The sequence below is a fragment of the Psychroserpens jangbogonensis genome (genome assembly GCF_000797465.1).
Lineage (GTDB): Bacteria > Bacteroidota > Bacteroidia > Flavobacteriales > Flavobacteriaceae > Psychroserpens > Psychroserpens jangbogonensis.
The window spans coordinates 88,322-111,736 of record NZ_JSWG01000004.1 but is presented as its reverse complement, the minus strand read 5'-3'; the positions used below and the strand labels follow the sequence as shown (position 1 = coordinate 111,736).

16 protein-coding genes are annotated in these 23,415 nt (G+C 33.5%); 5 read left to right on the top strand and 11 right to left on the bottom strand.

Annotated features, from left to right (window positions below; translation table 11 throughout):
- Positions 1–19: 19 nt before the first annotated feature.
- Complete coding sequence (locus RH81_RS02785) at positions 20–1,228, bottom strand: porin (RefSeq protein WP_033957377.1); 1,209 nt, start codon at positions 1,226–1,228, stop codon at positions 20–22.
- 377 nt (positions 1,229–1,605) lie between these two features.
- Between RH81_RS02785 and RH81_RS02780 the strand changes: the two genes are divergently transcribed.
- A complete protein-coding gene (locus tag RH81_RS02780; RefSeq protein WP_033957375.1) occupies positions 1,606–1,965 on the top strand; it encodes a toxin-antitoxin system YwqK family antitoxin in 360 nt (119 codons plus the stop codon).
- A gap of 64 nt (positions 1,966–2,029) precedes the next feature.
- Here the strand turns inward: RH81_RS02780 and RH81_RS02775 are convergent, their stop codons facing one another.
- Both RH81_RS02775 and RH81_RS02770 read right to left on the bottom strand, forming a co-directional pair.
- Positions 2,030–3,226, bottom strand: a complete 1,197-nt coding sequence (locus tag RH81_RS02775) for a hypothetical protein (protein WP_033957373.1) — start codon at positions 3,224–3,226, stop codon at positions 2,030–2,032.
- 50 nt (positions 3,227–3,276) lie between these two features.
- Positions 3,277–6,114 (bottom strand): TonB-dependent receptor, encoded by a 2,838-nt coding sequence (locus tag RH81_RS02770; protein WP_033957370.1) that lies wholly within the window; start codon positions 6,112–6,114, stop codon positions 3,277–3,279.
- A gap of 180 nt (positions 6,115–6,294) precedes the next feature.
- Between RH81_RS02770 and RH81_RS02765 the strand changes: the two genes are divergently transcribed.
- The 3 genes from RH81_RS02765 (at position 6,295) to RH81_RS16985 (ending at position 10,759) form a co-directional block, all read left to right on the top strand.
- Positions 6,295–7,638, top strand: coding sequence for a deoxyguanosinetriphosphate triphosphohydrolase (locus RH81_RS02765; RefSeq protein WP_033957733.1), 1,344 nt, complete (start codon positions 6,295–6,297; stop codon positions 7,636–7,638).
- 21 nt (positions 7,639–7,659) lie between these two features.
- The gene (locus tag RH81_RS02760) at positions 7,660–10,449 is read left to right on the top strand and encodes a T9SS type A sorting domain-containing protein (RefSeq protein WP_033957367.1); all 2,790 of its coding nucleotides are present in this window, start codon (positions 7,660–7,662) and stop codon (positions 10,447–10,449) included.
- Positions 10,450–10,585: 136 nt separating this feature from the next.
- On the top strand, positions 10,586–10,759 hold the full coding sequence (locus tag RH81_RS16985) for a hypothetical protein (RefSeq protein WP_161791968.1): 174 nt from the start codon (positions 10,586–10,588) through the stop codon (positions 10,757–10,759).
- On the opposite strand, the gene dxs is transcribed toward RH81_RS16985, so the two are convergent.
- The gene (gene dxs, locus RH81_RS02755; protein ID WP_033957730.1) at positions 10,734–12,512 is read right to left on the bottom strand and encodes a 1-deoxy-D-xylulose-5-phosphate synthase; all 1,779 of its coding nucleotides are present in this window, start codon (positions 12,510–12,512) and stop codon (positions 10,734–10,736) included. The genes RH81_RS16985 and dxs overlap by 26 nt on opposite strands.
- A 56-nt stretch (positions 12,513–12,568) precedes the next feature.
- Here dxs and RH81_RS02750 point away from each other — a divergent pair, with 56 nt between their 5' ends.
- Positions 12,569–13,018 carry a nucleoside deaminase gene (locus RH81_RS02750; protein ID WP_033957364.1) on the top strand — a complete coding sequence of 150 codons (450 nt, stop codon included), beginning with the start codon at positions 12,569–12,571 and terminating at the stop codon, positions 13,016–13,018.
- 57 nt (positions 13,019–13,075) lie between these two features.
- Here RH81_RS02750 and RH81_RS02745 read toward each other — a convergent pair whose 3' ends face one another.
- From RH81_RS02745 to RH81_RS02715, 7 genes are all read right to left on the bottom strand, one after another.
- Positions 13,076–13,267, bottom strand: a complete 192-nt coding sequence (locus RH81_RS02745; RefSeq protein WP_033957361.1) for a cold-shock protein — start codon at positions 13,265–13,267, stop codon at positions 13,076–13,078.
- A 100-nt stretch (positions 13,268–13,367) separates the two neighbouring features.
- Positions 13,368–13,595: a hypothetical protein gene (locus RH81_RS02740; protein ID WP_033957358.1), complete on the bottom strand. Its 228-nt coding sequence runs from the start codon at positions 13,593–13,595 to the stop codon at positions 13,368–13,370.
- 36 nt (positions 13,596–13,631) lie between these two features.
- Positions 13,632–15,410, bottom strand: coding sequence for a chloride channel protein (locus tag RH81_RS02735; protein ID WP_033957355.1), 1,779 nt, complete (start codon positions 15,408–15,410; stop codon positions 13,632–13,634).
- Between the two features lie 45 nt (positions 15,411–15,455).
- Positions 15,456–17,210: an aspartate--tRNA ligase gene (aspS, locus tag RH81_RS02730; protein ID WP_033957354.1), complete on the bottom strand. Its 1,755-nt coding sequence runs from the start codon at positions 17,208–17,210 to the stop codon at positions 15,456–15,458.
- Between the two features lie 153 nt (positions 17,211–17,363).
- Complete coding sequence (locus tag RH81_RS02725) at positions 17,364–20,888, bottom strand: efflux RND transporter permease subunit (protein ID WP_033957353.1); 3,525 nt, start codon at positions 20,886–20,888, stop codon at positions 17,364–17,366.
- Between the two features lie 12 nt (positions 20,889–20,900).
- Complete coding sequence (locus tag RH81_RS02720; protein ID WP_033957352.1) at positions 20,901–22,088, bottom strand: efflux RND transporter periplasmic adaptor subunit; 1,188 nt, start codon at positions 22,086–22,088, stop codon at positions 20,901–20,903.
- A 10-nt stretch (positions 22,089–22,098) separates the two neighbouring features.
- Positions 22,099–23,412, bottom strand: a complete 1,314-nt coding sequence (locus tag RH81_RS02715; protein ID WP_033957350.1) for a TolC family protein — start codon at positions 23,410–23,412, stop codon at positions 22,099–22,101.
- Positions 23,413–23,415: the final 3 nt, after the last annotated feature.

Sequence of the window (23,415 nt, the reverse complement as noted above, 5' to 3'; positions counted from 1 at the left end):
ATTGTTATTTCTTTATTGTTTAAAAGTGAATATCGAAACCAAGTCTAAAAGTAATATTATTCTCATTACCATCAAGAGTAGTATAACTTATATCTGACTGCACTTTTAATTTATGACCAACAATAAATTTATTGACACCAAGTGTGTACTGTTCCGTTGGTAATTCTCCTGTTACGTTCTCATATTCTACTGTGGTAAAACGAGCAGCTATTTCATAGTTACTTTTAAATAAATAACCAGCCTGTAAATTAATTGCATTACCGGTTAAAACAACATCTCCTGTAGGTGTAGTTCCATCTATTTCTGTTGCAATTTCATCATTTGCAGTACGCTGAGCATACTCTCCCATAAATGAAAATCCATTGTATTTAAACATGGCATCCGCAAAAATTGTAGTTTGGTCTGTTTCGTAAAGGGAACCATCTGTTCTTATCATATAATCACCTGAAACACCTCTTTCTCTAACTGCATCTTCGTTATAGTTATATGTAAAACCTAACATCAATTTCGGTTTTTCTTCACGTTTTAAATCAGATTGGGAGTAATCTCCTTTAGATTTAAATGTTCCTAAAGGCAAGAATTCTAAACGAGCTGTATACTGAAGTCCACCTTCATTTCCTTCTGAAACATTTCGCCCTTCACCTTGAGAAATCGATACTTTTTCTCGCATTAAAAAATTATCACCTAAGTTCGTCTTGTGACGTATTTGAATTCCTAAATCACGATCAATATTAAATCGACTATTTAATTGAGAACGATCAATTAATTGAAGATTTGCGGAAGACACCACTCGCTCAACATTACCTGGTAATTTAGTCTGCCCTGCCCAAAGCTCCCAGTTTTCTGCAAAATCCCACATGATGACTGCATCCAAAATATAACGTGGTGTATTTCTGTTATAATCATTTGCTCCTGAGATGTCTCTACTAGATAACCCAAGCTCTATTTTGTACTTAAGCTTTGGGCTGTAAGCAAAACCACTGAATTTTAATCGTGCACGACGTAAAATAAAATTGTGCTCAGGACTACCATATTGATTTCCGTCATGCTTCCAAAAAGAAACTGATCGTACTTGAAAACGAGGTGCGAATTTTACACTGAAAGAACTGTCTTTAGCTACGAAGTTTATCATTCCTTTACCAAATGAAGTATCGCTTATTTCTTGGGCTTGAGCTGAATTGAAAGTTATAATGGCAATAAGAGCCAGTATGCTTAGTCGTAATTTCATTATAAGTATTAGTTTTTGTCAATGCAAATAACCTACTTATTTAAATTACGAATGTTTCCTTATTGTTAAATTTTCGCATAAAAAAACTGCCTTGGCCAAAGGCAGTCATTAGAATACATGATAATTAGTCGACAAAAACTAATAGATTATACGAAACTAATTTGTCTCATGAGACAGAACAAATGTAAACCAGCAGTTTAATTACATTGTAATCTAAGTATTAACTAATTATTAAGCTTTTCTGATAAATAAAAATATATAAAATACTACCATACAACAACTTATGGTTTTAATGTAAAATTAATGTTAATTAATTGTTGCCTGAATGTTAAGTAATCTTTATATTGAAGTATTAAGTAAATTTTAAACCCATAATTATGAACAAAAAAATTTTGCTTTTATTCGGTTTATTAATCAGTGTGGTTTCTCTTGCTCAACAAGAGAGAAAATTAAAACTCAACAATGACACCAATTTAATTGAAGTAACTTATTATCACGACAATGGAGTTATAAGCCAAACAGGCTCATATACTTTAGATGGTAAATTACAAGGTGAATGGTTAAGTTATGATACTGATGGTAAAAAGAGTGTTTCGGCGAATTATGATAATGGGAAAAAAGTCGGCAAGTGGTTTTATTGGAATAATACCACTTTAAAAGAAGTAGATTATATAAACAACGCTATAACTAGCGTTACTGATTGGAACAACAAAACACCTGTTGCAATTGGTAATTAGGAATTAATTTTTTACAAAAAAAGCATCCAAATTGGATGCTTTTTTTATACTCGAGAATCATTATTTACTGGATTGTCCAACCAGCTCCCCAAGTTACATAATCTGTAGGAATACCATTACCTAAGCCAGATATAAAATCTGCTTCAGTAAACGTCACACCTGTATCATTTTTTAAATTTAAAGTGACATCAACAAAAGTGACATCTGTAACAGTTAAATCTCCATTAAGAACTCCTGTTCCTGTAGGATTTGAACTCATTGCACCAGCGTCTCCATCTAAATCAAATGCTTCCTCAAATCCTTCGATATAAACATTTGTAAAAACACCTTGAGTTCCTGCTCTTAAACGCACAGCTTCATTGCCAGTTCCTGATCCATTTCCATAGATAGCAAGATTAGTTACAGTTGGTTTTGAGAAAAATATTGGATTTGAATTGTTTCCAATATCCGTGTTATATCCATCAGCTTCAACACCTTTATCGTGTTCTGAACCATGCTTTACATATGCATTAGTGATTGTTCCACTAAATCCTTCAGTCCAGTCAATAGAATCATCTTGAGCATTAACAACTGAAACAAAACTAGCATTTACAGTTCCACCAAAGAATTCAATACCATCATCTTTCCCTTCGTAAGCTTGAATATATTCAACTAAAGTTCCGTTTCCAACACCATAAAATGAGAATCCATTGTTTTCAGATTGTCCATCTGCAGCACCACCAGAATAATCTACTCTAACATACCTTAAAACACCTGAATCATCAGAAGCATCAGAACCTCCATAAGGTAAACTAGCAATTTCAGATGTAGATGTAGCTGTTCCAGACACTGAATTTATAGGAGCTCTTCCCAACAATATTAATCCTCCCCAATCTCCGGCAGCAGGAGAAGCCGCATCAGAAGTCAAGATAATTGGATTACCTGCTGTTCCATTAGCAACTATTCTAGCGCCTTGAGAAATTGCAATATATACATTTGCTCCATCAGCTAAGGCTTCAATAGTCATGCCTGCAGGAATAGTTAATGTTGTACCCGAAGCCATAATTAATGGTCCATTTACAACATAGCTGTTGTTTGCATCTAAATCTAAATCTGTAGTGTAAGTACCAGATAAGAAAATTGATTGTGATCCATTGTTACCTCCATTGTTATTATTTGTAACAGTATTATCATTAATGATAATATCTGCAGTATCATCTGAAGTACATGCGGTAACAAGCATTGCGATAATTGCGAATCCTAATATTAAATTTCTTTTCATTGTTTTTTGTGTGTTTAATTAAAGTTCTGATTTACGTTTATAGTTTATGTTTAAAATTTGTATTTAAGTTGTATTGACAAATCGATACCTCTTTCATAATTAGTAACATCTTTACCATTTGGAGAGGTTACTAATACATCGCCTACTGAAGTTCCTTGTCTGAAATATTGTACTGTTGGATTTAAAAGGTTTCTAGCTGCTAGATTGATTTCAAATTTTTTTGAAATTTTATTCTGAAGAACGAAGTCTAAATTTGGTAATCCTGTTTCAATTACATTACCTAATTGTCCTGAACCTAAAGCATCTATTCTGTCTGAGAAATAAGAAAACATTAAATTGGCAGAAGGTTTATAATTTCCAAAAGTTGGAGAATAATTAATATCTGCATTTATAATGAATGGAGAGGCACCTTGTAATTCCTCGCTATCATCTCTAAAACTAACATCGAATAATGAACCATCAATAGATTCATACAAATCCTGTTCAGTATGAATATATGTTGCATTTAAACCTACCGAAAGTTTAGCAGTATCATCATCTTCACCCGTGTTCAAAATGATGTTTTTTCTAACCTCTGCTTCAAACCCTATAACCTGAGCCTGATTTCCAGTTCTAAAAAAACGCTGTGTTCCAGTAGCATCAAATGCTACAACTTGGTTAATTGGGTCATTAATTTGTTTGTAGAATACTGCAGCAGATAGAATTTCAGATTTACTCATAAACCACTCATATTTCAAGTCTAAGTTTAAAATTTCTGAATAGCCTAAAACGTCTGGATTACCACCTATACGTTGTGAAACACCTTCATATACAAATGGTGCTACTTCTTTAAATTCTGGAAGGGAAATTGTTTGACTTGCAGAAAAACGCAAGTTTTGATCTTCAGTTAAGCTGTATTTAATATTTAAACTTGGCAAGTAAACAACATCAGAAAAAGATCTGCTTCCAATACCTTCATTACCTTGGTTAATAACATCATAATCTATGTTTTGTATAAAAGATTCTACACGAATACCAGGAACAAATAACCATTTATCACCTGCTTTTATTTCTGCATTAAAATACCCTGCATAAACATCTAAACTTCCATTGTATGTGTTTTCATTTAATCCAGGTCTGTTTGTTGTACCTAGAGTTTGATTCCCATCAGGAGAAATAGGTATTGGTCTAAATACTTTTATTGTATATAATCCATTTCCACTGGGATTTACTTGTAGATTATCTAAAGTAAAAAAGCTATTTAAACTATTAGGATTTCCTGCTTGCGTTTGAGAACTAAGAATATCATAACCATATCGATTATTATCGAAGCTACGCTCTTTACTTTTGCCGTTATAACCAAGGTTAAACTTTAATTTTTCAGAAACTGAATAGGCTAAATTCAAAGTACTATTAAGTTCATTATCCTCGATATTCTGAAAATAACGTTGGTTATCAAAATCTACGTTACTATAAAATATTGGATTAGTTGAAGGATCATTATCAAACACCGTATCATAATTTTCTAAAGTGATACGTTTTCTATCTGGTTCATGAGCGTTAACAACATTATATCCTATTGCCCAATCCAAATTTAATTTTTCAAAATTATGCTTACCCATTATTTGATTTACATAGATAAGGTTTTGATTAAATTGAACATTCATTTGGTAAAATCCCTTGTCTGTATCTGCTATGGCATCTCTGTTTCTTCCTAAGCCATCGATACCAAAATACCCAACCTTGTCTGATGAACTGTTAATGAATAAAGAATTAAAGCGGAATGAATGTTCACTATCTATTTTGAAATTTAATCCAAGCATACCTGTTGTTTGGGTTGAATATTCATACTCTTCAGAATCCTCAAATGATTTCTTTTCTACGTTGGTGTAGTCTGTTGTAACACCCCTTCTATACTCGAATCCATTATTAAAAGATCCTGTACCATAAATACTTAATCGACTTCCATTTTCGAAATCAAAAGATTTCCCAAACGAACCACCAAAATTAACTGCTATTGGAGTATAACCTTCAACAGGATCAATGCCATGAGACAACACTACAGCAAAAGGATTATTGTCATATCTATTGTAGTATCCAAAGTAACTAGTACCTTCACTCTTAACAAAATTTTCTCCTGCAGCATTGGTATTTATAGAAGATCCAATTTCAAAATCGAAAAAGCCTTTGCCTTTATAATCTTTAGAAGAAATATCTACATTACCAGCAGAGAAATCACCATAAAAACTTATTGAATATGCTTTACTGATTGAAACATTTTCAATAATATCAGATGTAAACAAATCTAAATCAATATTCTTTTTATTGATGTCATTTGAAGGTAAAGACAATCCATTGAAGGTTGTATTTTGGTAACGATCACCTAAACCTCGAACATATACATTACTAGAGCCTTCTTGTTTAGATACACCAGATATTTTAGCAACAGCTCCTGCTGCGTTACTAACACCTTTTCTTGATAATTCTTCAGCACCAATACTTTGTTTTATTGCAACAGCTTTCTTTTGATCAAGCAACAGAGCTGATTCACTTACTTTACGCTTAGTCGTTGTAATGACAACCTCATCTAAAGTCGCCGCACTTGCTGACATAAAAACATTAACTTCAGTTATACTTCCCGTAGTTACTTCAACTGAAATTTCTTGAGTTTCATAACCCACAAAACTAAATACAAGAACATAAGTCCCAGGAGATAAATTATCCACACCGAATAATCCATCAAAATCAGATGTTGTACCAGTTGTTGTTCCTTTAATTAATACATTACCAAAAGCTAAGGGCTCATCATTATATTCTTTATCAATTAATTTCCCAGCAATTGTTCCAGTATTTTGAGCAAACCCTAGGGTCGTATAAAACAGTATCGTAAGTAATACAAATATTCTCATTAGTCGTTTTAATTTGTTGATGCAAAGAAACTGTCATAGTGTAAAGTCAAGGTTAATATGAGGTTAAACCTAAGTCATAAAAAAGTTACCTCAATGTTACGAACGCTTCATTTTTTTTGTACTTAGGAAACGATAATTTAACATTGATGTGTTATCTTGCACATGCCTAAAAAATTTACTATGAATTGGGAACAACTTTTATCTCTTAAACGTTTTGGTGATACGCATAAAAGACTACGAAAAGAACAAGATGAAACACGCTTAGGTTTTGAGGTTGATTATGACAGAATTATCTTTTCTTCAGAGTTTAGAAGTCTTCAAGACAAAACCCAGGTTATCCCTTTATCAGAAACAGATTTTGTACACACGAGATTAACACATAGTTTAGAAGTTAGTGTTGTAGGAAGATCCCTTGGAAGAAAAGTAGGGCAAAAACTTTTAGAAAAACATCCGCATTTAAAAGACACTTTAGGCTATCGAGCCAACGATTTCGGTACTATTGTGGCTGCTGCATCTTTAGCTCACGATATTGGGAATCCACCTTTTGGTCACAGTGGAGAGAAATCAATTGGTGAATTTTTTAAGTCAGGTGAAGGCATGCGTTTTAAAAATGAATTAACCGCTAAGCAATACCAAGACCTTTGTGATTTTGAAGGGAATGCTAATGGTTTTAAAATTTTAACAGAAAGCAGACAAGGACGCGAAGGTGGTTTAAGACTTAGTTATACAACGCTTGGTGCTTTTATGAAATATCCTAAGGAATCACTTCCTAAAAAACCAACATCACATATAGCAGATAAAAAATATGGATTCTTCCAGAGTGAAACAGAAGCATTTACAGATGTGGCTAATGAACTCGGTTTAGTCAAAAGAGGAGCAGAAGATGATATCAGTTTTTGTAGGCATCCTTTAGCTTTTTTAGTTGAAGCGGCAGATGACATTTGTTATACTATTATTGATTTTGAAGATGGAATAAATCTTGGTCTCATACAAGAAGAATATGCTCTCGAATATTTAATCAATCTTGTAAGGGACACTATAAACACAAATAAATACAACTTATTATCTACTACTCAAGATAGAGTGAGTTACTTAAGGGCTTTAGCAATAAACACTTTAATTAATGAAGCTGTTGAATTGTTTATGAATAATGAAGACGACATTCTTAATGGAACATACTCTAAAGCTTTGTTAGACCAAAGTAAGTATGAAGCTCAAATAAAGGATATCATTAAACTCAGCATTGAAAACATTTATCAATCTAAAGATGTTATTGATAAGGAAATCGCAGGATTTAAGGTTATTAATGAGCTTTTGAATATCTTTACAACTGCTGTTTCAAATAATTTTGTAGGGAAACCATCCAATTTTGATAACCTAATTTTGAAAGTTTTCCCGAAAAACATAGACATAAAACAAGATACGTTGTACCAAAACTTATTGTCAGTGTGTTTTTACATTTCAAAATTATCTGATAGAAATGCCATATTAACATTTAATAAATTAAAAGGAAACCATTTATAATTAAAAAAAAAATTGAAAAAGATGAAAAACAAATTACTAATTTTTGCTTCAGTTTTGATAGTGTCTTCTATTGCAATATTCTTACTTAACAATAAGAATGAAGAGGAGAATGCTATTGCAAAATTGCAACAGCAACACGAAGAGTTTTTAGAAAACAGTCCCTTTAAAGAGACAAAAATGCTTCCTAGAGCAGAAAGAAAAGCTTTAGGCTTGCCTCCAAATGCTTTTAATGAGCAAATGTGGGAATTATCTATGGATCCTTCAACAGGAAAACCAATGCCTGAACGTGTTATGGAAGTTCAAGCAGAATTAAAAGCACAAAGGTCAGCTCTAAATAGAGGTGTTGGAGGCGATGCCAACAACCCATGGATTGATAGAGGACCAAACAATCAAGGTGGTCGTACAAGAGGTATTATGTTTGATCCTAATGATGTAGGTAATGCAAATCCAGCTGATGATTATACACGTGTGTTCGCAGGTGGAGTTTCTGGTGGTTTATGGGTGAATGATGATATCACAAATCAAAATTCATCATGGACTCAGCTAAACATTCAAGCTAACATTTCGGTAACTGCAATAATTTATGATCCTAATAACACCAATACATTTTATATAGGTTCAGGTGAATCTTTTACAACTGGAGATGCTGTAGGAAGAGGTATTTGGAGATCTACTGATGCTGGTATCAATTGGACTAATGTCCTTGGAGGTTATGATAGTTTTAATGTAGGGAATGGAGTTGTTAATGGTATTTTCTATGTGAATGACATTGTAGCAAGAGACAATGGTGGAGTTACTGAAATTTATGCAGGTATTGCTAGTGCAGGATATGGTTCTGCAAATAGCCCAAATAATTTCCATGGTACAGAAGAAATGGGATTATATAAATCTGATGATGGTGGTGACAACTGGAATCGCTTTGATATAACCCATACTAATGGTAATTTCAAGAATCCTTGTGATTTAGAATTAGATATCAATAACAATGTTTGGATGACTACAACAAGAAATCCTTTTGGAGATCCAGGTGGAGATATTTACAAATCTACTGATGGTGTAAACTTTACTCTAGAAGCAACCATTTCTGGTGCTGGTAGAACAGAATTAGAACCTTCTAGTACGAATGCTAACCTTTTCTGGGTAGCTGCAAATAGAGGTACGGCAGATTTGTTTTTCACTAACAATGGTTTTACAAGTGTAAGCTCTTTATCTTCAGAACCAGATGACGTAGGTACTGATACTCCAGCAAACGATTATACTAGAGGACAATCTTTTTATGATTTACCAATTGAAGCCGATGGAAACAACAGATTATATGTTGGTGGTATCAATTTACATAGATCTGATGATTTCGGAATTTCATGGGATCAAATCTCTAAATGGACAAATGGTTTTAATTTAGGATCATTACAAGTTCCTTTCGTTCATGCAGATCAACATGCTATTGTGTTTAGACCTGGAACGAATGATACTGAAGCTGTTTTCGGAAATGATGGAGGTGTGTTCTATTCTCCAGATATTTTAGCGGCAAATCCTAACCCAGGAAATACCAATGCTATCGTAGAAAGAAATAGAGATTTTAATACAGTTCAGTTTTACTATGGTGACATTAACCAAGTTGATGTGCCAGATGGAGATGACTTAGTTGCAGGAGCTCAAGATAATGGTAGTCAAATGGTATTTGATGCAGGTGCAGGTGCCAATTCATTTGTTGACCCTAGAGGTGGTGATGGTGCTTATACTGAGATTAGTAAAGATGGTACATATTTAATTACTTCATATTTTGGTCAAAATCATATTTATTCAGACTATCCAAATGTAAATTCAAACGCTTATACTATTGTCAATAATCAAAACGGAGATTTTATAAATCAAGCAGAACTTGACGACAACAGAAACGTATTATATACAAATGCTACTTCTGGAGGAAATCGTAGAATTGGAAGATATGTTAATGTTAATATTGAAGCGATACTAAATACTTCATTATTGACTAACGCTCTTCTTACTGCAGAGCCATCAGCATTTAAGTTAAATCCTCATGCTACTGGTGGAGTACTTCCTACAAATACAGCAACATTGTTAGTAGGATTAAAAAACGGAAATCTTGTTAAAGTTGTTAATGCAGATACTTCTCCTGGATGGAGTGAAATAAGTGGGCCATTTATTGGTAGTGTTTCTGATATAGAATATGGAGATGACGAAGATGAAATTTTTGTAACTATGCATAACTATGGTGTACAAAGTATTTGGTATACTGATGATGGAGGTACTTCATGGAGAAGTCTTGAAGGTAACTTACCAGATTTACCAGTTAAATGTATTTTAAGAAACCCTCTACTTCCTAATGAGTTAATTATAGGAACAGAATTAGGGGTTTGGGCAACAGGTAATTTCACTGTAGCTAATCCTAATTGGATTCAGGCCTACAATGGCATGAGCGATGTTACTGTATTAGACCTTGACTTAAGATCTTCTGATAACACTATTTTGGCAACAACTTATGGTAGAGGATTATTTACAAGTCAATTTACTGCTGCTCCTTTGAGTGTACTTGAAAGTCAGTTAGAATCTAACTTGATTTCAATATTCCCAACAATATCTAATGGACAAATTACGGTGGCTTCAAAAAATAATCTTGGAGATGCTGACATGAATATTTATAACATTAGCGGACAAAAAGTATATACTTCTAAAATCAATATTTCTAATTCAAGAAATGAGATTAATTTAAATCTTAATTCAGGAATTTACTTTGTGAATATTAGCGTTGGAAATGTTACTGAAACAAAAAAGATTATTATCAAATAAAGCATAATCTTAATGCTAAAAAAGGGGAACTGTCATAGTTCTCCTTTTTTTATTTAATGCATTTCGTCGATTAAATTTGCATTTTACCTTTATTATTGCATATATTGATAAGCCCAAATCATATAAACCTACTATCATGAGAAAAAATGTCGAGTTTATTGTTGTTATCTTTTTTGTGACCTTAGCCTTTTTAGTTATGCTAAATGATGTCACGAAAAACAGGAATCCAGAGTTTCAAAATTCTGTTGAATTATATAACTCTAGTGACCAGTCAGAATTAGCAACTACAGATTTAGAAAACGAAGAGTAGAATTTAAAACGTTACAAATACTTGATTCATCAATTTTCAAATGTGTTTGTAATTGTTCTTTACTGCCATGTTCAACAAATTCATCAGGAATCCCTAATACCTGTATAGTGTTTTTGTAGTTGTGTGCAGATGCAAACTCAAGAATAGCACTTCCAAAACCTCCGGAAATTGTTCCATCTTCTATGGTGACAATACTTGTGAATTTTTCAAAAACATTGTGTAATAAATGCTCGTCTAAAGGTTTCACAAACCTCATATCGTAATGAGCAATAGCGTCACTATTACTAACCTTTTTAAGTGCTTGAGTAATTATATCTGAAACAGTTCCAATACTCAAAACGGCTAAACCATTACCTTCTTTTAGTTGTTCTCCTTTTCCTATTTCAATTTTTGAGAAAGGTTGTTTCCAATCTAAAATATGACCTCTACCTCTTGGATACCTAATAACAATAGGCTTTTTTAATCCCAATTGAGCAGTATACATAATATTCCGTAACTCTATTTCATTCCTTGGAGCAAATAGAATTAGATTTGGTATACATCTGAGATACGCTAAATCAAAAACACCATGATGTGTTGCACCATCCTCACCAACCAAGCCAGCACGATCTAAACAAAAAATTACTGGAAGCTTCTGAATAGCCACATCATGAATTACTTGATCGTAAGCACGCTGTAAAAAGGTAGAATAGATATTACAAAACGGAATTAATCCTTGTGTAGCCATTCCTGCAGCTAAAGTGACTGCATGTTGCTCAGCGATACCAACATCAAAAGCACGATCTGGTAATTGCTCCATCATAAACTTTAAAGAACTACCTGTTGGCATTGCTGGTGTAATACCTACAATTTTTTTGTTTGCCTTTGCCAATTCAACAATTGTATGTCCAAAAACATCTTGAAATTTAGGTGGTTGTTTCGTAGTAGATTTAACGTGAACATCTCCAGTTGTTGCATCAAACTTTCCTGGTGCATGATATTTAACTTGGTCTGCTTCAGCTTGTCTTAATCCTTTTCCTTTAGTTGTGATAACATGTAAAAACTTAGGACCTTTAACCGTTTTTAAGCGTTCCAATTCTGAAATCAAAGTTGGTAAGTCATGGCCATCAATTGGTCCAGAATAATCAAAATTTAGAGCTTCAAAGATATTATCTTGTTTCTCTTTTCCTTTTTTTACGTTTGTCAAGTATTGTTTTAATGCGCCAACGCTCGGATCAATTCCAATTGCATTATCATTTAAAATCACCAATAAATTAGCATCAGTAACACCTGCATGGTTTAACCCTTCAAAGGCCATTCCACTAGCAATAGATGCATCACCAATAATTGCAATATGTTGTTTGTTTTCCCCTTTAAGTTTTGATGCAATAGCCATTCCTAATGCAGCAGAAATTGAGGTCGATGAATGTCCAACGCCAAACGTATCATAATCACTTTCATCACGTTTTGGAAATCCGCTAATACCTCCAAACTGTCTGTTAGTATGAAATACATTCTTTCTTCCTGTTAGTATTTTATGACCATATGCTTGATGCCCAACATCCCAAACCAAAAGATCATCAGGCGTATTAAACACATAGTGTAGCGCTAGCGTCAATTCTACAACGCCAAGGCTTGCTCCTAAATGTCCTTCTTTAGTAGCGACAATATTGATAATAAACTCACGCAACTCTTTAGCAAGTTGTGGCAACTCATCTTGATTTAATTGTTTTAAATCTGAAGGGAAATTGATATGGTCTAATAATTTTTTCATTCCATTACAAATGTACCATTTGAAATTGTATTTTTGATTACGAATTCTCTTCATAAATGGAAAACCCTTTTGACGATACTTACTTTATGAAAAAAGCCTTGCAAGAGGCTCAAGATGCTTTTGAAAAAGGCGAAATTCCTGTTGGTGCTGTAGTGGTTATTAAAGATAGAATTATTGCTAGATCACATAATCTTACCGAATTATTAAATGACGTAACTGCTCATGCCGAAATGCAAGCAATAACTGCTGCTGCAAACTTTTTGGGCGGAAAGTATTTAACCAATTGTACTCTCTACGTTACATTAGAACCTTGCCAAATGTGTGCAGGCGCTTTGTATTGGAGTCAGATTTCAAAAATTGTTTATGGTGCCAGCGATGACAAACGTGGATTTAAAACACTAGGCACAAAACTTCATCCTAAAACTGAAGTTGTAAGCGGTGTTCTTGCTGAAGAAGCCTCAGAATTAATGAAACGTTTCTTTGTTGAAAAAAGGAATTTAAATTAGGAACAAAAAAAACGCCTAACTTTCGTTAGACGTTGAAACTGTAATAAAGTATATCTCTTAGAGAACTTGCACGTTAGCGGCAACCACTCCCTTTCTTCCTTCTTCTTCGTTGTACTCTACACTATCGCCTTCACGTAACTCAACACCATTAAGGTTTGATACGTGTGCGAAAATGTCTTTTCCTGTTTCGTCGTTGGTAATGAATCCAAATCCTTTAGAATCATTGAAAAATTTAACTGTTCCAGTCATTGTAATAAAAATATATGTTAATAAAGTTGCAAATGTACGTCCTAAATTAATTCCCTTGTTAATAAATTGTAATTTTTTAAATTACTGACAGTCAGTACGTTTACTTTTTCTGATTTTCTCGCATCTTATCTAGATTCTCTTTAGTCAACATATAATCCTTAACATCCTTATCTTTCCATCGATAGTAAGAAAATAGAGGAAAAACAATTAGGAAAAGTCCTAATACACCAAAACCGATAAGTTTTTGAGAATATTCTACATCTAATAAAAAGCCACAAATAATGCTTCCTAAGGATGCTAAAAACGCGATAAGAATAATATATTTCATTGAAAATATCAGTTTTGTCAAATACTCCTTATGAGTCTAAGATGTAAAATTAATCAATTCACGTCGGTAAGCCGTTAACAACTTAGATTTAGAAACAAAACCATAGTAAATTCCATCTTTGATTACTGGAAGATTCCAAGCTCCTGTATCTTGAAACTTTTTCATCACAATTTTCATGGAGTCGGTTTCATAATAAATATGTTCTGGTGGATTATGCATAAAGGTTTCAACAGTTGTAGATTCATAAAGCGTTTGATCAAACATAACGTCTCTAATATTATCTAATAAAATAATCCCAACCATTTGTCGCTGTTCATCAACAACAGGAAATAAATTTCGACTCGACTTAGCTACTCCTTGATGCAACATGTCACCTAAAGACATTTCAGGATAAAGCACTGTAAAGTCTTGTTCTATAACATTATCTAAGCGCATTAAAGTTAAAACCGATTGATCTTTATTATGGGTAAGTAACTCGCCTTTTTCAGCCAATTCCTTTGTGTAAATTGTATGATCTATTGCGCTTTTAGTAATAATGAAAGACATTGAAACTGTAATCATTAACGGAACAAAAAGTTGATAACCTCCTGTGATTTCTGCTATTAAGAAAATTGCGGTTAGCGGTGCATGAAGCACACCTGCAATCAAACCAGCCATACCAATTAGCGTAAAACTCGATTCAGATACCTGAAATCCTAGTCCGATATTATTTATGATTTTAGCAACAACATTACCTAAGGCGCTTCCCATTACCATAGTTGGTATGATAATTCCACCTGCTCCACCTGCTGCAAAAGTCGTCGACATAGCAACGGCTTTAAAAATTGTAATTCCTATAAGCAATGCAATGACTACCCAAATATTATCTAAATAATTATCAAATGGTGTTTCTCCTAATGCGTGTAAATGATTTCCCTCGAGAAGATCATTTATAAACCCAAAACCTTCACCATAAAGTGGTGGAATAAAATATAGCATTACGCCAATTGCCAAACCTCCTACAACGAGTTTTTGTCCGTTAGATTTAAAACGTTCGAAAAATTTATAAACAGCAAAATATATTTTGGAGAAATAAATAGAGGCAATTCCAGTACCAATACCTAAAATAATGAAAAACAAAGTATCTCTTAATGCAAATGGTGTGGAAACACTATAGGTAAAAAGCACGCTGTTTCCAACGAAAAAATAGGATGTTAAAACTGAAGATACTGAGGCAATTAATAATGGGAGTAAGGAAGCAAAAGTTAGATCTAGACTAAAGACTTCTATAGCAAAAATGATAGCAGCAATAGGCGATTGAAAAATGGATGCAATAGCTCCAGCAGCGGCACAACCAATTAACAAAGTTCTTGTTTTTCTATCTACATGGAACAATTGACTAATATTAGAACTTACAGCTGATGCGGAAGCAATTGCTGGACCAAGTAATCCAACTGAACCTCCAAAACCTGCAGTTAATGGCGCAGTGATTAGTGGCAAATAGATTTTACTACGCTTAAGTAATCCATTCTTTTTTGAAAGTGAAAATAGTATGCTAGGTATTGCATGTTCAATTTTTTGTTTTGACACATATTTTACAAATAAATAGACTAACCAAAGTCCGACTATAGGTAGAATAAAATAAATACCATTTTTAGACACAATGGCTAATTGATCTAAAATCCATTCAATACCATACGTGATATTTTTAATAGTTACAGAAACCAAACCAGATAACAAACCAATAAGCATGGCTAATAAAAACACAAAGTTTTTCTGTGATATGTATTTATACCTCAGTACTAGTATACGTCTTATGATGGACTGTATTCGCATTGATTAAATCTACTAAAAAATCCTGCATGAAGCAGGATTTTTAATTTATGATTTTAGGTTAAGCTTTAAACTTAACTCTTTTAGTTGGTCATCATCAATTGGAGCAGGCGCATCAATCATGACGTCACGACCATTATTGTTTTTTGGAAAAGCAATAAAATCTCGAATTGTTTCTTGTCCGCCAAGTATAGCTACCAATCTATCCAATCCAAATGCTAGTCCACCATGTGGAGGCGCTCCATATTCGAAAGCATCCATAAGGAATCCAAATTGTGCTTTAGCTTCTTCAGGAGTAAATCCTAAATAATCAAACATTAAGGCTTGAGTTTCTTTATCATGAATACGAATAGAACCTCCACCTATTTCATTTCCGTTAAGAACTAAATCATATGCATTCGCTTTTACATCGCCTGGATTTGTTTTCAATAATTCTAACTGTCCGGGTTTTGGAGATGTAAATGGATGGTGCATCGCATGGAAACGTTCTGAGTCTTCATCCCATTCTAAAAGAGGGAAATCCATAACCCAAAGAGGTGCGAATGTTTTAGGGTTTCTTAGCCCTAAACGTTCTGCAATTTCCATCCGTAAAGCACTTAATTGTGCTCTTACTTTATTAGTATCTCCTGATAATACACAGACTAAATCACCAGGTTTTGCTCCTGTTACTTCTGCCCATTTTGCTAAATCATCCTGATCATAGAATTTATCTACTGAAGATTTATAACTTCCATCATCATTACATCTGGAGTATACCATTCCTAAAGCGCCAACTTGCGGACGTCTTACCCAATCGATTAGTTTATCAATTTCTTTTCTAGTATAACTATTTCCACCTGGAACAGCAATTCCAACGACTAATTCAGCAGAATTAAAAACATTAAATTCTTTATGCTGAGCGACTTCATTTAACTCTCCGAATTCCATTCCAAAACGAATGTCTGGTTTGTCATTTCCATAGATACGCATCGCATCATCATAGAGCATTCTTGGGAATTTTTCTACCTCAACCCCATTAATTTCTTTAAGTAAGTAACGTGTTAACCCTTCAAAAGCGTTTAAAATATCTTCTTGATCAATAAATGCCATTTCACAATCTATCTGTGTGAATTCTGGCTGTCTATCCGCACGTAAATCTTCGTCTCTAAAACATTTTACAATTTGAAAATACTTATCCATTCCACCAACCATAAGCAATTGTTTAAAGGTTTGAGGCGATTGTGGTAAAGCATAAAATTGTCCTTCATTCATACGAGAAGGCACAACAAAATCACGAGCACCTTCAGGAGTCGATTTTATTAAGTAAGGGGTTTCAACTTCAATGAATCCTTCTTTTGACAAGTAATTTCTAACCTCTTGAGTCACTTTATGTCTGAAAATCAAACTGTCTTTTACAGGATTACGACGAATATCTAAATAACGATATTTCATCCGCAGCTCTTCTCCACCATCAGTTTCATCTTCAATTGTAAATGGCGGTAACTTCGCTTCATTTAAAATGGTTAATTCAGAAACCAAAATCTCGATATCACCTGTTGGCATATTTGGATTCTTGGATGCACGCTCGATGACTTTCCCTTTCACTTGAATTACAAACTCACGTCCTAAATCTTGAGCTTGCTTCATCATTTCTTTTGAAGTACGCTCTTCATCAAACACTAATTGTGTCATGCCGTAGCGATCACGTAAATCTACCCAAACGATAAATCCTTTATCACGTGATTTTTGAACCCAACCTGCAAGGGTAATTTCTGTATTGATATGTGATGCTCTTAATTCACCACAATTATGACTTCTGTACATAGTAAAAAATTGAACTGCAAATTTAATGAAGTTAACGGACTATAAAAATGAAAAAGCCATAACATTACGTTATGACTTTTTCTGCTATTAATCAAACCTTTTTCATTCCAATAAAAGGTCCTTCCACATTGAAAAACTATCAAATGTGTCTCTTTAGAATTGAGTTTCAATTCTTTTATCCATATTAAATGCTTCTTTTGGTGCTGCTTCAGTAGTAGATTTAGCGCCTTTAGTCCACATTTTAAATCTAGTTACTAAGAAAAACAATATTGGTACCACTATTAAAGTTAAGAAGGTCGCAACGAACAATCCGTAAATTACGGTCCATGCTAATGGTCCCCAAAAGATCACGTTATCTCCACCTACATAAATATTTGGATCAAATTCACTAAATAAAGTAAAGAAGTTAATATTTAATCCTGTTGCTAATGGTATTAATCCCAAAATAGTAGTAATGGCAGTAAGTAATACAGGACGCAAACGCGCCTTTCCTCCTTTTACAATAGCCTCTAGTAAATCATCTTTTTCTAAATACTGATCTTCTTCAAGGTTTCGAGTTATTTTCTTTCTATCGACTAATAATTGTGTGTAATCTAATAGCACAACTCCATTATTTACTACGATTCCTGCAAGTGAAATAATACCCATCATGGTCATCATAATTACAAATGCACTACCAGTAATAATTAAACCTCCGAAAACTCCAATAAGGCTTAAGAAAATTGCAAGCATTATGATTCCTGGTTTTGAAATTGAATTAAATTGGAATATCAATAAGAAGAATATTAAACCAAGACCGATAAAAAAAGCAGACATCAAAAAGGCCATTTGCTTGTTTTGTTCTTCAATCTGACCAGTGAAATCAATTTTCACACCCTCTGGTTTACCTTCAAAGGATTTCATCTCATTCTGAATTTCAGATACAATAGCTCCTGCATCTGTAAATCCAGCTGCTAATGCAGAATATACAGTTACTACACGCTCTACATCTTTGTGTTTTATAGCACTAAATCCTGAAGAGTTACTTTGACTAGCAACTGCTGAAACTGGAATTTCTTTAATTTGACCAGAAGCCATATCTCTAAAGGTGATCTTCTGATTAAAAATGGCACTTTTATTATAACGATTAGCCTCATTAAAGCGAACATAAATGTCATAGTCGTCGCCATCTTCTTTATAAACACCTGCTTTAGCTCCAAAAATGGAGTTACGTAATTGCTGTCCTACTTGCCCAGAAGAAATACCTAATTCTCCAGCTTTTTTTCGATCAACATTAACTTGCATTGATGGTTTTGAGCGGTTAACATCAATTTTTAATTCTTCAATCCCTCTTACATTTTTGGTGTTTATAAAATCACGCATCAACTCTGCAGTAGCAATTAATTCTTCATAATTCTTCCCTTCTAGTTCAATATTAATTGGATATCCAGCGGGTGGACCAACAGCATCTTTTTCTACAGAAATAGCGACACCTGGATACACACCATCTAAATCATCTTGAACTTTTTTCAAAAGGGCATTACTATCTGCTCCTTCACGATATTTATACTCACGCATTGTTGCCGTAATCTTTGCTCGATGTGGCATTTCAGCTGCTGAACCTCCATCGGTTTGAGGATTACCAGCACCTTCACCTACTTGAGACACTGCACTTTCCATTAAGAAATTATAGTCTCCATTTTTATAAGAATCATCATTAATGATTTTATATAGACGTTGTTCAATATCTTTAGTAATTGCATTCGTTTTCTGAATATCTGTTCCTTCTGGATACTCTATGTAAGCTATAATTTGATTAGGTGTATTGTCAGGAAAAAATTCAACTTTGGTACGTTGACTTCCTATAGATGCTCCAAAACCTCCAAAAGCAATAAATAACAAGATTACTGTTGCTATGGTAATAATTATTGGACGTTTTCCTGATAATGAAGCCCTTAATGTTCTTTCATAAAAATTCTCCCATTTAGGTAAGGTTTTAGTTTGAAAATTATTTGCCCACTTTCTAAGAAATAAGCGATAAGCCCAAAGCAAGATAGAAGTCACAATCATCAAACTTCCTAAGCCTCTGTATTCACCTCCAAAAACCATAATTAAACCACCAATAATGGCAATAATACTCGTTATTTTTACAATTTCTTTCAATGGCATTTTATTATCTTCAATAGTCATATATCTTGACACCAATACCGAATTAAAGAAAATAGCAACAAATAAAGATGATCCTAAAACAACTGATAATGTTATCGGAAAGTATTGCATAAATTGTCCCATTACTCCAGGCCATAAGCCAAGAGGAACAAAGGCAGCAACAGTTGTTAAAGTCGAAATAATAATTGGAAATGCTATTTCTCCAATACCTTTTTTGGCAGCTTCAATTCGGCTCAATCCTTCTTTTTCCATTAAACGATATACGTTTTCAACTACAACAATACCGTTATCTACTAACATCCCAAGACCCATAATTAACCCGAAAAGAATCATCGTGTTCATGGTATAACCCATAAGGTTCAGAATCATTAATGACATAAACATAGACATCGGAATCGCAAATCCAACAAACAAAGCATTTTTAAAGCCTAAGAAAAACATCAAAACGGTTACGACTAAAATAATTCCGAAGATGATATTATTAACTAAATCATCTACTTGACCAATTGTTTTAGCAGATTGATCATTGGCTATGGTTATGGTTAAGTCTGGAGGGAATTTATTAGCTATCGCATCATCAACGATAATTTGAATTTTTTCAGCAGCTGCAACCATATTTTCTCCTGCTCGCTTTTTTACATCAAGCATTACAACAGGTGCTCCATACTCTCTAGCATATGTAGTTCTATCTTCATCTTTGAAGGTTACATCAGCAATATCTTTTAAATAAATAGGATTGTTTTTTTCACTTTTAACCACAAAGTTTTCTAGTTCTTTTGGATCTTTAATTTCTCCAAGAACTCTAATGGTTCGTCGTTGTCCGCTCGAAATGAAATTTCCAGCCGACATCGTCATATTTTCGTTATTAATGGTATTAATGATGTCATTAAAACTCACTTGAGCAGCCATCATTTTATAGATATCTACGGCAACCTCAACTTCTTTTTCTTGAGCGCCTCTAATATCTACTTGTTTAATTTCTAAAAGCCCTTCAATTTCATCTTCTAAATATTCACCATATTCTTTAAGCTTATCAACTGGATAATCACCAGAGATGTTTATGTTTAAAATTGGTATTTCCTCAGACATACTCAAGTCAAACACATTCGGCTCAACTTTAGCACCATTAAATGTTGGCCAATCTTCACTTGCTGTTTCAGAATCTATTTCGTCCTTAACCTTTTGTTTTGCTGCTTCAACTGAAATATTTTCATCAAACTCTACAATAACAATAGAGTAATCTTCTTGAGATGTAGAGATAATTTCAACAACGTTACTAACCGTCTTTAGTTTATCTTCAATAGGATCAGTAATCAGTTTCTCAACATCTTCAGCTGTATTTCCTGGGTATACCGAACTGATATAAATTTTTGTTTCCTTGATTTCAGGAAAGTTCTCTCGTGGCATACTAAAATATGCACCAGTACCTAATATTAAGATTAGGGTAATTAGGACATACATCGTGGTTTTGTTATTAATTGCCCACGACGATAGTATAAATTCTTTATCTACTTTTTTCTTCTTCTTCATCAGATGCTAAATTTATTTGGTAGATTGGTTAGATTCCATTTTAAGAATTTTTACGTCTTGTCCGTCTTTTACACTTCGTGCACCTTCTTGAATAATTTCATCGTTATTAGTTAAACCTGAAAGCACTTCGATATCGTCACCTTGGGTTTTTCCGGTTGTAATAATGGTACGTTTAGCAGTGGCTAGACTATCAGTTTTATTTATAATTGTATACACATACTGCTCGCCTTTAGCATTTTCTGAAATGATACTTAACGGAATTAAAATAGCTTTTTCGTTAGTATAATCGTTAATTCTTAATTTAGCCGTTAAGTTTGGCTTTATGTTTTTGTCTTTATTTGGAATTGCAACTTCAACCTTAAACGTACGGTTTGCAGGATTAATAAAACTACCTGCTTGACGAATTTTAGCGTCCATAGTAGTCCCTAAAACAGGAAAATCTACTTGTACAGTTTTCCCAACTGACACAGAAGTAATATAACTTTCAGGCACATCAGTTTCAATGTACATGTCATCAAGATTTACAATACGAAATAATGCAGTTTGACCTGGAGCCACAACACTTCCTTGTTCTGTTATCACATCATCTATAGTCCCAGAAAAAGGTGCTTTTACAATCGTCTTTGCAACTTGTTGTTGTATTTGATGTACAGCTTTTTGTTGAGCCTCATAGCTAGATTTAGCTTGCAAATATTGTATTTCACTACCAATATTTTGATCCCAGAGTCGTTTCTGACGTTCAAAAGTTGTTTTTGCTAAATCAGCTTGGATTTGCAATTGTATTACTTGCTGACTCAATCCGCCATCATCAATCTTAGCTAAAGTTTGTCCTTTAGTAACTTTTTGACCTTCATTAACATATACTCTAGTCATAATACCCGAATACTCTGGGTAAATCACTAAATTTTTCTTTGTATCTACATTACCTTGTAATTCTACGTAATGAATAAACTCACCTTCCTTTGCTGGGAATGTTGTTATTAATGGAATTTTTTCTTGAGGATCTAGCTCTTTAATTTTTAAACCTAATTGCTTCAACTGGTTTTCTAATTCCAGTTTTTGAGCATCAAGTTCTGATTTCTTTTCTCTGATTTGCTCCAAATCGCTTGAAGCGATTATATCTTCAACGCTTTTATTTTTATCACCTCCACAAGAGAGAATAAAAAGAGCTATAAATGTTAATGCTATGATTTGTTTCATTTGATTTTTTTTAATTGATTGGTGTATTTAGGACAGTTTCTAAGGCTGCTTTAGAATTAATAACATCTAACATCGCTTGCAGAAATTCTTGTTGCGCTGCATATAATTGTGTTTGTGCTTGTCTAAGTTCAAAACTAGAAGCAATACCTTCGAAGAACTTCGTTTGGTTTTTAGTTTCAATGCGCTCAGCTAAGCCTAAGTTTTCTTTTTTGTTTTGATAATCTTCAATAGAAAATTGATAATCACTTTTAGAAGATGCTATTTGAAACTTTAATTGTTGTTCGGTTTCAGTTAAATCATCTTTTGCTTTTTCTAAATTTATAGCCGCTCTTTGTGTCGATGCGCTTCGCATTCCTGAACTAAAAATTGGAATATTCATACTCAATCCGAGAATTGAAGAACCAAACCAAGGCTCACTGCTATTTGTGAAATTAAAAGATTCTCTATTGGCGGCATATCCTCCGTTTACAAAAGCATTTAGTGTTGGTAAGGCTTTACTTTTCTCTAGCTTTAATAACAATTCTTTAGATTCTGTATCGTTTGCAGCAATTTTAAAATCAATATTATTCTCAATATTGTCGTCTGCATTGATTAAATCAGATAATAAGTTTTGAGAAGTTAAACTTTCTAAACTATCTACTAATTTTATGTTGTCATTAATATCTAAACCCATTGTAATGTTTAACATTTGATACGCTAAATCTTTTAGCCTTGTGGCATTATTAAGGCTACTTTGTACACCAGATAAGGTAATCTGAAGTTGCTCCACACTTTCTTCTTCTTCTAATCCGTTTTCATAAATTTTTGTGGTTTCATCAAGATTTCTTTCTAGTACAGTAATATTTCTGTCTAAAATTTTAATACTTTCTTCAGCCAGAAGTACGTTTCCATAAGCATTAACAACAACTTTTCTTACTTCTAAATCTGTCTTTAACTTAGCATTTTCAGAGATTTCTAAAAAGACTTTTGCTGATTGCAATCCAACTATATAAGATCCATCAAATAATAATTGACTTAAAGTTGCCGTCGCAGTAAGAGATTGCTCTGCTCCAATAGGAAATGTTTCACCACCAAAAACGGCAACGTTTCTTTTAATAGCGTTTTGATAATCTACAGCAGCATTAAGTTGTGGTAAACCTGTTGCTATCGTTTCCCATTTTTGTTTTATAGCAGCATCGATATCTCGAGCTGCATTTTTAACTTGTCTGTTATTTTCTAAAGCATAATCTATAGCTTGCTGAAGCGAAAAACTATTAGTATTCTCTTGAGAAAACCCAAAAGAAACTGTGATTAAACTTATAATTAGTATGAGTGATTGTCTCATGAT

Bases quoted from the DNA above. Each gene is read 5' to 3' on its own strand.
- RH81_RS02725 (WP_033957353.1), bottom strand. From the start codon at position 20,888: ATGAAGAAGAAGAAAAAAGTAGATAAAGAATTTATACTATCGTCGTGG.
- dxs (WP_033957730.1), bottom strand. From the start codon at position 12,512: ATGAAAAAATTATTAGACCATATCAATTTCCCTTCAGATTTAAAACAA.
- RH81_RS02785 (WP_033957377.1), bottom strand. From the start codon at position 1,228: ATGAAATTACGACTAAGCATACTGGCTCTTATTGCCATTATAACTTTC.
- RH81_RS02760 (WP_033957367.1), top strand. From the start codon at position 7,660: ATGAAAAACAAATTACTAATTTTTGCTTCAGTTTTGATAGTGTCTTCT.
- RH81_RS02720 (WP_033957352.1), bottom strand. From the start codon at position 22,088: ATGAAACAAATCATAGCATTAACATTTATAGCTCTTTTTATTCTCTCT.
- RH81_RS02735 (WP_033957355.1), bottom strand. From the start codon at position 15,410: ATGCGAATACAGTCCATCATAAGACGTATACTAGTACTGAGGTATAAA.
- RH81_RS02765 (WP_033957733.1), top strand. From the start codon at position 6,295: ATGAATTGGGAACAACTTTTATCTCTTAAACGTTTTGGTGATACGCAT.
- aspS (WP_033957354.1), bottom strand. From the start codon at position 17,210: ATGTACAGAAGTCATAATTGTGGTGAATTAAGAGCATCACATATCAAT.
- RH81_RS02715 (WP_033957350.1), bottom strand. From the start codon at position 23,412: ATGAGACAATCACTCATACTAATTATAAGTTTAATCACAGTTTCTTTT.
- RH81_RS02745 (WP_033957361.1), bottom strand. From the start codon at position 13,267: ATGACTGGAACAGTTAAATTTTTCAATGATTCTAAAGGATTTGGATTC.
- RH81_RS16985 (WP_161791968.1), top strand. From the start codon at position 10,586: ATGAGAAAAAATGTCGAGTTTATTGTTGTTATCTTTTTTGTGACCTTA.
- RH81_RS02775 (WP_033957373.1), bottom strand. From the start codon at position 3,226: ATGAAAAGAAATTTAATATTAGGATTCGCAATTATCGCAATGCTTGTT.
- RH81_RS02770 (WP_033957370.1), bottom strand. From the start codon at position 6,114: ATGAGAATATTTGTATTACTTACGATACTGTTTTATACGACCCTAGGG.
- RH81_RS02780 (WP_033957375.1), top strand. From the start codon at position 1,606: ATGAACAAAAAAATTTTGCTTTTATTCGGTTTATTAATCAGTGTGGTT.
- RH81_RS02750 (WP_033957364.1), top strand. From the start codon at position 12,569: ATGGAAAACCCTTTTGACGATACTTACTTTATGAAAAAAGCCTTGCAA.
- RH81_RS02740 (WP_033957358.1), bottom strand. From the start codon at position 13,595: ATGAAATATATTATTCTTATCGCGTTTTTAGCATCCTTAGGAAGCATT.